The organism is Candidatus Roizmanbacteria bacterium CG_4_9_14_0_2_um_filter_38_17 (assembly GCA_002788855.1).
In the GTDB taxonomy this organism is placed as follows: Bacteria; Patescibacteriota; Microgenomatia.
In genome coordinates this window covers 171,340-181,192 of record PFSB01000006.1, presented here as the reverse complement: position 1 = coordinate 181,192, position 9,853 = coordinate 171,340, and the positions used below count along the sequence as shown (strand labels likewise).

Genomic DNA, 9,853 nt, shown 5'->3' with positions numbered 1-9,853 from the left:
TGGCGATGGTGGACCTACATTTGCAGGTTTAAGTGTTGACGGTGAATATTATTCTATGCAACGTACTATAATAGTAGGTGAAGGAACAAGTGCTCTAAATTGGTTCACAGCATTATTGAATGACTCCTCCCCCCACCACACATTGGGAGAGAAAAATTATTAAACAAACCTATTTCTTACCAAATTTTCTAAAAAAATAATCTTTTATTCCCAATAATCCACCAAGCTTTTCTTTATCACTATAATGCTCAAAGCATGTTTTAGGAAATCTAATTATTTCTAGAATTTTAATACCCCATGGAGCATGCTTTTCTACAAATAAAAGGTGATTTCTGGCTAGATAATATTCCTTAACTGATCGCTTAATATGAACTGATTCAAGATGACTTACCAGTATCTTTGATACAAAACTACAACTGTAACCAAATTTTCTAGCCCTAGTACAAAAATCAACGTCCTCATAGTACATAAAAAATCTCTCATCAAATCGACCAATTTTATCTAACACCTCTTTCTTTACCAACATAAACGAGCCAGAAATAAAATCTGCTATTTTAGTGTTAGTATTTTTTTTCATGACAACAGTAATATCATGCCCAGCTGTATATCTTTTATTATCAATAACTCCCTCATATATAAAGGACTTATCCTTATTTATTTGAAGTGGTCCAACAATTCCTACACCCTCTCTCATGAGCTCAATAGTAAGGGGATCTAATATTGATAGCAATTGAACATCGTTATTCATAAACAACACCGCATCAAAATCATTTTGATCTTTTATTAGCTCATAACCATGATTCGAACCTCCAGCAAATCCTCTATTGACAACATTATTATCAACAACTGTTACATCGGTCAAACTATATCCATGTTTCTTTATTGATTGTAAGCACAACTTCAACAAGTCTTCATTACCATAATGTATAACAATAAATTTTATTCTGTATTTATTTGACATAAAAATCATATTATTGATATGCTCTATATTGATATAGTATACCAAATGAGATATAGAGTAATCATACCTACAATATTCTTTTTACTTTTTTTCATACTCTGCGAAAATACTTATGCTACTTCATCAAATTTAGATAAGCAAGACAACATCATTCTAACTTCCAATTTTGATATAAATCATACATCGATAGCACAAGGAACAAGCAATAATTATTTTATCTTCTTTTCAAATAAACTCGACTCTGGTAAAAGTGGCATTGGCATAGCATCGTCAGACAATAAGATTGACTGGCAAATAATAAATAGGGAAATTATATTACCTAATGAATCAGCTCATCCAAATTGGTCAGAAACAGATGTATTTAGCCCAACTGTAATATTTTATAACAACGAATATTACATGTGGTTTGTTTCAAGCCGAGCTGGATCAAGACAATTTAAGTCTGGTGAAAGTATCTACAGAATTCACTTTTCCAAATCATCCGATGGGCTCTCATGGTCTAATCCAGTAAATGTAATTTCACCTTCTCCAAACTCATGGAATTCTGAGGCAACTAGTAGTCCGTCCGTGCTCGTAGAAAATGATCAATTCAAGATGTGGTACTCAGGTAGAGACAGTAAAGGATTATGGAAAATTGGGTATGCCTCCTCACCCAATGGTTTAGATTGGACACAACTTGGAACAAATCCGATACTTCAAAGCTCAGAGAGCTGGGAATCAGCTGGAAAACATCTTCCTGGAACAGTTAGCCCATCTGTAGTTAAATACAAAAATAAATATATCATTCTCTATAGCACTGGTGAACAGGCACCATTCAACAATATTGCAATAGCAATATCAAATGATGGAGTTTCTTGGAGTAAATACAGTTTTCATAATCCACTTATTCAACGTGAAAGTGGAAAATTTGACAGCAATATGGTTTCATCACCCGATGCTCTAGTACTAGATAGTGAACTCTGGATTTACTATTCTGGGCATGATGGGAATAAGTGGTCTATCGGGCTTGCAAAGGGAGATTTGGATATTGATCCAGAAGAAAGCAAAGATGCAATTGTAGTAGTTCCCGGCATGTTCTCAAGCTACGATCCTGTCGGTCTCTCAATCTGCTCAAAAACCCCTTGGCAAAACTGGAAACTCATTCCACAAGTAACAGAATATAACGGCATCTTAAAAACACTCCAAACCCAAGGTTATACACTCAACCAGAACCTTTTTATCTTCCCATACGATTGGAGGCAAAAAATCACTGACTCTGGCCAAGACCTAAAATCATTTATAGACACCCAAGTAATCCCCAAAAATCCAGACAGCAAAATAAATTTAGTTGGCCACAGCTTAGGAGGCCTAGTCTCCAGATCATACCTCCAAGAATATGCTCCAGCAGGGCTTGTTGATCAAATAATTACACTTGGATCCCCCCATCAAGGTGTGACCGAAGCCTACAAGGCCTGGGCCGGTGGAGAGCTTCCCGAAGATGGGCCAATGCGAGTCGCCGCCTCATTTATAGTAAATATCTGTAAGATCAAAACCGGGAGCTTAACCAATAAATCAGCAATCCAAAAAACTGCTCCCGTCTACAAAGACATCCTACCCACCTACCAGTACCTTAAGGGCGCCGCAACACATGTTTGGCTAGATATGGATAAGCTAGGAGATGAGTTTAACAATAGCTATTTATCGGGACTAAACCAGACATATAGTAACTATTCAGATAAATTTACCAAAATCACCTCTACATCATTTGACGTAGATAAAGTATATGGAGTAGCTGGCTATATGGAAGACCAAATCCGGGGAGTATATATGCACGGACGACCAACAACTGTTCTTATATCAGCCCCTGGAGATAAAACAGTTCTGGCCGAAAGCGCCAGCGTCACCAACGAAAACTACATCGATATCCCTCTTGACCATAAAGGTTTAATATATAGTAGAGAAGGGATACAAAAAATACTAGAAGTTCTGGGTATAGTTGTAGAGCTTGATGATATTACCGCTGGCCAGCCCACAAACTTTAAGCCATCTCTAAGCCTATTAATGCGCTCACCCGCAACCATTAATATAACAGATCAAAATAACCAAGTTATATCTTCCGGTGATAAGTTTGTATTCATACCTAATTACGACAGTGGTAATTACAAAGTAGAGGTCGTCGGAACAGATAAAGGTTCTTATGAACTGGTGGTTGGCCAGATAACCGAAAACTCAACTCACTGGGAATCTTTTGAAGAAACTACCACTCAAAATGAAATTGACACCTACAACATCTCCATCAATCCCGATCAGCCAAATCAACCCGTCATTAAAGATAACAACTCTATCCACCCAATACAATCAGCTAGTAACAAAATAACTCAGCTACAAAATATTGAAAACAATCCCATCCTTGACCAAATAAATCAGCTACTATCTAATCTCGATAAATTGTCAGATCAGGAAAAGGTAGATCAGGCTCTCCGGATTATCCGGTATCTAGGTAGCTACTACCAAGAAACTACCAATACCGAAGGCAAACTACTAGCTCTAGAAACAATACAGCAGATAGAAACTCTCCTTAGTAATCTAGACCCAGAACTAGATTTATCATCAGCTCGCTTTAAACTTGCCGAGAGCATCCAACAAAAAAAACTAGAAAGACTTAATAAAAAAGGTCAGGCAACTGAGCTATTAGGAATTAACTATTCAGAAGCCAGTAACAGATTTGCAAAAGCAGAGATAAATGAAAATTCCAATCCCCGCCTCAACCAAATCTACTCCTTCTCAGCTTACTACCTAATTAACTAACCCCCGCGAAACAAAGCTAAGCCTTTCATGAAATGAATGGCTTAGCTTTAAGTTGAGTGAGATATCTAAGTGGTCCTCAATTCTATCTCCATAACCCTCTGTAACAGTTAGTTCTTGCTCTATTCTATCGAGCCTATCCACAATTTCATCTTTAAATTTAGCAACATCATTCCGTACGCTTTTAGATTCTTTCTGAACAACATTACTAACTTTTCGAATTACTTCATCTTTAAAACTACTCACAGTTTGTGTAAACTCATCACGAACCTCAATATACATTTCCGCAACTTGTTCAGATTTGTATTTTTTAGACATACCAAAAATATAACATATTATTCGAATAATTGCATGATAAAATATCATTAAGATACGAGCCCTTAGCTCAGTTGGTAGAGCGTTCGATTCACATTCGAAAGGTCAATGGTTCAAGTCCATTAGGGCTCACTAGTTAACTGGGCAAGACCCTTTCTTTAATAGCTTCTTACTTTGTTTCTTAGATAAATAATTTTGTGAAGTTATTACTTTCCTACTTGTTTCCTTTTCAAGATTGGATCTGGCATCTCCGGCAATTTTACCTCCCCGCTTTGAAACCTGTTTATTTCTCTCAAAGCCTTGAGGATGTTCTGTTTTGGTAATTTCTGTGGTGGCTGCCTCACCAAGCTGAGAAAATAAAAGTTCCAAATCATTCATGTGGTCGCGCAGGTTTTCCCTTCTTAATCCTTTTATTCTCTTATGTTCCGATGGAGTAACGCCAAATGCAGCCCTGGATATTTCGGCAGTTAGTATCTCATATTCTTTTGCCAGTTCTACTCCGTGTTTTTGCCATTCATCAGTCAACTCTTCTCTAATAGCAATCGAGCGCATCCGTCTTTCGATCCAATCCTCTGGATAGCCTTTTGCTTTGTAAAGTGCCCGAGCTCGTTTTTGAGCTAATTCAGGATCTTCTATTTCCTGCACCCTTTCATGCCCAACCCTAGCTAACCATCTTTTAAAAGGTTCTGCTTTGGGAGAAGGAATTGATTGGATAATCCTAAAAATACCTTCAGTATTAGCACATCTTACTTTCTGTTTTCCTCCTGGAGTTTCTATTAAAAGGGGGTGTTCAATTTGAACCCACCCTTTGGCCAGTTCTTCATCCCGGTTAAGCATATTCTTTAGATATTGCTTGGGGTTTTGCGAATCTGTTAAAGCAGTGATTACATCAGTAATAACAAACCACCACTCATTTTTATGAATAGTTTTACGGATTTTCCTATTTCGGAAAATTGCTATTTTAGTTGTTTGGGCTATTTCGTGATTCATATATCTTTCACTTTAATATTTTAATTGCATGTCTTAATTAAAAATAGTTATTGCACTTTATTATACAGAAAAACCCGTATCTAACCACCATTAAGAGAGGACAAAATATAAGGTACTAGCGGGATCACCAAATGATATTTGTGTTTTTATAGACTTTTAGCCTCAAAAAGTTGTGGAAAATTTCTCAAAAATAATCCTATAACCCAGAACCCCAGCGGGATTCGAACTAATGTTTAGACTGTTATATTAATCTTCTTTACTTTTGAAATCCAATTCCTCAGTATCCTTCTCCCAATCATTCCCATAAAAGTACTGCATTAACCCACAACATAATTCATAAATAAACAGGGGTAACATCTTAGATCACCACCTAACCCTCGTAGATAAAGAAATTTTAACTAAGAATTGAAGAACTGATATATTAGAAGTACTCTTTCAGGTGTCAATTCTCTATTATCTTACGATTCTTAAAAACTGCATTACAGCTCAAGAGAGTAACAGAATTAACTGTATAAGGTTTAAACTTAATAGAGTTGGATAACTCCTGAACTTTTTGCTTGAATTCATTTGAAGGTGGTGTATTGAATCTCGCTAGCGTTATATTGCTAAAAAAGTATTTTGAATTTGCATAAATCTTGTCATCAGGAATTCCTGCCTTATTAAGTGCATTATCTAAATCAAGAATCATACTATTGAGTTCAGAATCGGTGGTTCCAATTAAAGCAAGATTATTTGGAAAGAGTAATAATTTATAAAAATAGACATTAAATTTTTTGTGTCTGGGAATGATTTGCAAAAATACTTTCCCCGCTTGATTAACGTCTTTCTCCGTGAAATGAGGGGGATTGTTGACGACGCGTATGTTCTTTATAGTCATGTGGAGAGAGTCATCGGTGTAATAGTAAAAATCCGGTGCAATTTTACGTAATGACTCCGTTAATAACTCCTGAATTTGTAGCTTAAATTCTTCATTAGGTAAATGAACGCTAGTTAAACAAATACGAGGATCACTTTCATAGTCTTCGACAGCCGAAACAGTACTAAAATTCAAAGAGTTAGCCTTTACTTGCTCTTCAATTTTATTTATTACTTTTTGTTGTTGCAGTTGGTGATTATTCATTATGTAAGAAAAGTATATCAAATTCTTGATATAATGAGTGTACCGAACTGTTAGAGAGCGAATGTTGACACCAACTTTGGTGGTTCATCTTGGCCACAAGGGTCGATTGAGTAGTTGCATTTTGTTATTATATTTGATAATATACTAGTGTATTTCTAATATACTAGTGTATTTCCAAAAGAAATACATTTGATTTGCTAACTCCCCCGGCTCAACTCGACCCGGGGGTTTTTCTTGCTTAAAATTCTGGTTCAATTTGATGGAAGTAATTTTTACAAGAAAGTTAAAAGGATTTTACCTCAAGTTCATCTAACAAATTTTGATTATGTCGGATTAGCCCATTCCCTAACGAAAGATAAATCTGCTCAAATAGTTTACTATGTAGGTGAAATCAGAAAATATCCTGGGAATAAAAAATCCCAATCTCTTTATGCAAATCAACAGAAACTATTTACCAATCTAAGAAACCAAAACATAGAGATTAAACTTGGTTATCTTCTTATGTCAGATGGAAAATTTAATGAAAAAGGAGTTGATGTGCAAATTGCAGTAGATCAAGTACATGGGGCAATCAAAAATGAATATGATAAACTTCAGCCTGAATTTGCTATGATTCAAGCAGTTATAGATGCAAGAGTTAAAAAGGGAGTAACCCAAAAAGAACTGGCACAAAGAATTGGCACCAAACAATCAGTTATCTCGAGGCTTGAATCCGGCAGAGCTAATCCATCAGTTGCTTTTCTTAAGAAGCTAGCCCAAGCTTTAAACTCTCATCTGGAAATTAGATTTACTAACTTTAAATAATCTTGCTGTACTTTAGTGAATTGTACCTAACAAATTGTTTTTGGAGGGTTGCGATCGTTTCTAGAACTTGGGCTACCAGCTCTTGTGGTTGGAGCGTGCTATAATAGGTGCGGACATCATTCGATAGATGACCCAATAACTAATTTACAGAAATTGTAACGTACTGCCTTAATTCTTGATAATAGCTCTGATATTCTTGTATAATCAGTTCGAAAGTAGAAATATCAGGTTCACCAATATTATTACAGGGTTTGTGACCCCTCTGTAACTGTTAGTTCTTGCTCTATTCTTTCAAGTCTATCTACCATCTCATCTTTGAAACGGGCAGACTCACCCTTGCACAATACTATACTCTCGGTGTAAACTTGTTCAATGATAAGTCATCTATTTAAACAGTTTGGAAAATTCCTATACGAAACAATCCAGACAGTTGTTGTGTTCTTGTCTATCTTTGCATTCATATACTACCTTGCAGTTCAGCCACATCAGATACAAGGAGACTCTATGCTCCCTAATTTTTTCAATAATGAATATATCCTCACAGATAAAATAACCTACAGATTTAGTGAGCCAATACGTGGAAATGTAATAGTATTTAAAGCCCCTAATAACCCCCGGCGTGATTACATTAAGCGAATAATAGCTTTACCTGAGGAATCAGTGTCATTGAAAGACAATCAAATTTATATAAATGGTAAGCCATTAAACGAATACTACCTTGATCCAGCTGAGCAAATTAACGGTGGTGCATATTTAGCAGAAGGAGCAGAGATTACCTTGGCAAAAGATGAATACTTTGTTTTAGGAGACAATCGCGACCGTAGCCAAGATTCCCGCACTTGGGGGCCTATTACCAAAGACAAAATCATCGGACGTGTTATCTTCCGCTACTGGCCTCCTAAAGTTATTGGTCAAATAGAAGCAGTAAACTACTAATATTTATATTCACCTCCTGTGGTCCGCCATTACTTGAGACAGACCAATATAGTTGGCAGGTGTAAGCTTAAGCAATTTTTGCATATCTCGCTTGTTAAGCTTTAGTTTACTAACAAGTTTTTTCCATTCCTTTTCTCCTACTTTTATTCCTCTTAAGAGCTCTGCTACTTGCTCATAAGCATCTTGCTCGCCTGTGTTGCGAAGCAGGACCTGCGCCGCCTCACCCAGGATACTCCAGTCAGAAAATAACGCCTGCTTTATTTTCTGCTTATCTATTCCTAAGACTTTTATTCCCTGAATAAAACTCAAATAACCAATAAGACTATGCCCAAATCCCACGCCAACATTACGCAAAACTGTACTATCTGATAAATCTCTTTGCAACCTACTAATGGGTAGCTTGCCACTTAAAAAGTGGAACATTCCATTTGCAAGCTGTAAATTACCCTCACTATTCTCAAACTCAATGGGGTTAATTTTCTGTGGCATTGTTGATGATCCCACAAAGCCTTTTTTACCTTTTTGAACAAACCAACCATCTGAAATATATCTCCAAATATCTTGATCTAGGTCTATTAAGATAGAATTAATTCTCATCATTACATGAAATACCTCCGCCAGATCATCCCCTGGAGCTATCTGAGTAGTTGGCAAAGCTCTATCTAGTTTAAACTTGCTTAAAAAATTCTGACCAAACTGCATCCAGTCATAATTAGGAAAGGCAAATTTCAATGCACTCATATTGCCAACTGCTCCTCCAAATTTAGCTCTTAACCTAATTCTTTTAAGCTGTTCAATCTGAATCTTTAATCTCGAGACAAACACAGCAAATTCCTTGCCTAAAAGTGTTGGAAGCGCCGCCTGTCCATGAGTTCTAGCTAACATAGGAACTCTCTTATTTTTAGCAATAAACTTACCCAGCTCTCCGCTAACTAACTCAAGCTTAGGAATAATAACATTACCTAGTACCTCTTTAAGCATTAATCTATAAGCCACACTATTAACGTCTTCAGAAGTCAGCCCTATATGAATAAATGGATTTAGGTAGGAAAAATTTAGATCTGCAAATTTGTGCCTAAGGTAGTATTCCACGCTTTTAACATCGTGGCGAATATTGCCTTCTATATCTTTAACTAGCTTACCCTCATTTAGATCAAAATTTTCAACAATATTTCTTAACTCTTTTTTGGTCTTGGAGTCAATTTTTTCAATAACTCCATCTTCAGAAAGCTGGATAAGATACTCAATTTCAACAAGTACTCTTCGTTTAATTAGTGCTAATTCGGAAAAATAATCTACTAGGGGTGAAATTTTATTACTATAGCGTCCGTCTAGTGGCGAAATTGCCTGTAGGCTGCCCATATCTGGTGCAGGGAACAGCATATTAGACAACGTGAACGTAAGTACGACCTTGCTTATGTTGAAAGGTTACTTTACCCTCCTCAACAGCATAAATCGTGTAGTCTTTTCCTAGCTTTACCCCTTTTCCTGGGTGATACTTTGTTCCTTTTTGCCTCACGATAATATTCCCATTAATTGCAGATTCTCCACCAAATAACTTTACGCCTAAGTATTTAGGATTTGGTCTACGTGAACCTTTAGTTGTTTTACCTTGCTTTGTTTTAGACATGCTCGATACCTGTAATTTCTAATTTAGTTAAATATTGACGATGACCCATAATCTTATGGTGTCTTTTACGGTGGCGAAAACGTCCCACTCGAAGCTTTTCACCACGGAACTGACTCACTACCTTAGCCTCGACCTTAGTCTTTAGTGTTGGTGTTCCAATTTTGATTTTTTTATCATCTACAAAAAGCAGAACATCGTCAAGAGTAATAACTTTCCCCTCCTCAACATCCAACTTCTCAACATCAAGCAAATCGCCTTTGGAAACGCGATACTGTTTTCCACCTGTTCTAATTACAACATAAGACATAGTGCG

The 9,853-nt window shown here is 36.5% G+C and carries 10 protein-coding genes and 1 tRNA gene; 4 read left to right on the top strand and 7 right to left on the bottom strand.

What is annotated here, in order from left to right:
* Positions 1 to 169: 169 nt before the first annotated feature.
* On the bottom strand, positions 170 to 970 hold the full coding sequence (locus CO050_01570) for a hypothetical protein (GenBank protein PJC32167.1): 801 nt from the start codon (positions 968 to 970) through the stop codon (positions 170 to 172).
* A 9-nt stretch (positions 971 to 979) separates the two neighbouring features.
* Between CO050_01570 and CO050_01565 the strand changes: the two genes are divergently transcribed.
* The gene (locus CO050_01565; GenBank protein ID PJC32166.1) at positions 980 to 3,748 is read left to right on the top strand and encodes a hypothetical protein; all 2,769 of its coding nucleotides are present in this window, start codon (positions 980 to 982) and stop codon (positions 3,746 to 3,748) included.
* Here the strand turns inward: CO050_01565 and CO050_01560 are convergent.
* Entirely contained in the window at positions 3,737 to 4,063 is a 327-nt protein-coding gene (locus CO050_01560; GenBank protein ID PJC32165.1) for a hypothetical protein, read from the bottom strand. The two genes, CO050_01565 and CO050_01560, sit on opposite strands and share 12 nt — an antisense overlap.
* A 56-nt stretch (positions 4,064 to 4,119) precedes the next feature.
* Between CO050_01560 and CO050_01555 the strand changes: the two genes are divergently transcribed.
* Positions 4,120 to 4,195, top strand: a tRNA-Val gene (locus CO050_01555).
* Here CO050_01555 and CO050_01550 read toward each other — a convergent pair.
* A complete protein-coding gene (locus CO050_01550) occupies positions 4,193 to 5,050 on the bottom strand; it encodes a phage antirepressor protein (protein PJC32164.1) in 858 nt (285 codons plus the stop codon). The genes CO050_01555 and CO050_01550 overlap by 3 nt on opposite strands.
* A gap of 442 nt (positions 5,051 to 5,492) precedes the next feature.
* A complete protein-coding gene (locus CO050_01545) occupies positions 5,493 to 6,170 on the bottom strand; it encodes a hypothetical protein (protein ID PJC32163.1) in 678 nt (225 codons plus the stop codon).
* Between the two features lie 234 nt (positions 6,171 to 6,404).
* On the opposite strand from CO050_01545, the gene CO050_01540 reads away from it, so the two are divergent.
* Positions 6,405 to 6,974, top strand: coding sequence for a hypothetical protein (locus CO050_01540; protein ID PJC32162.1), 570 nt, complete (start codon positions 6,405 to 6,407; stop codon positions 6,972 to 6,974).
* A 372-nt stretch (positions 6,975 to 7,346) separates the two neighbouring features.
* A complete protein-coding gene (lepB, locus tag CO050_01535; protein ID PJC32161.1) occupies positions 7,347 to 7,910 on the top strand; it encodes a signal peptidase I in 564 nt (187 codons plus the stop codon).
* Between the two features lie 9 nt (positions 7,911 to 7,919).
* Here lepB and CO050_01530 read toward each other — a convergent pair whose 3' ends face one another.
* From CO050_01530 to rplU, 3 genes are read right to left on the bottom strand one after another with little or no spacing between them, the layout of a single operon-like run.
* A complete protein-coding gene (locus CO050_01530) occupies positions 7,920 to 9,293 on the bottom strand; it encodes an adenylosuccinate lyase (GenBank protein PJC32160.1) in 1,374 nt (457 codons plus the stop codon).
* 1 nt (position 9,294) lies between these two features.
* Positions 9,295 to 9,540, bottom strand: a complete 246-nt coding sequence (locus tag CO050_01525; protein ID PJC32159.1) for a 50S ribosomal protein L27 — start codon at positions 9,538 to 9,540, stop codon at positions 9,295 to 9,297.
* Complete coding sequence (rplU, locus tag CO050_01520; protein PJC32158.1) at positions 9,533 to 9,847, bottom strand: 50S ribosomal protein L21; 315 nt, start codon at positions 9,845 to 9,847, stop codon at positions 9,533 to 9,535. Before rplU ends, CO050_01525 begins: the two co-directional genes overlap by 8 nt.
* Positions 9,848 to 9,853: the final 6 nt, after the last annotated feature.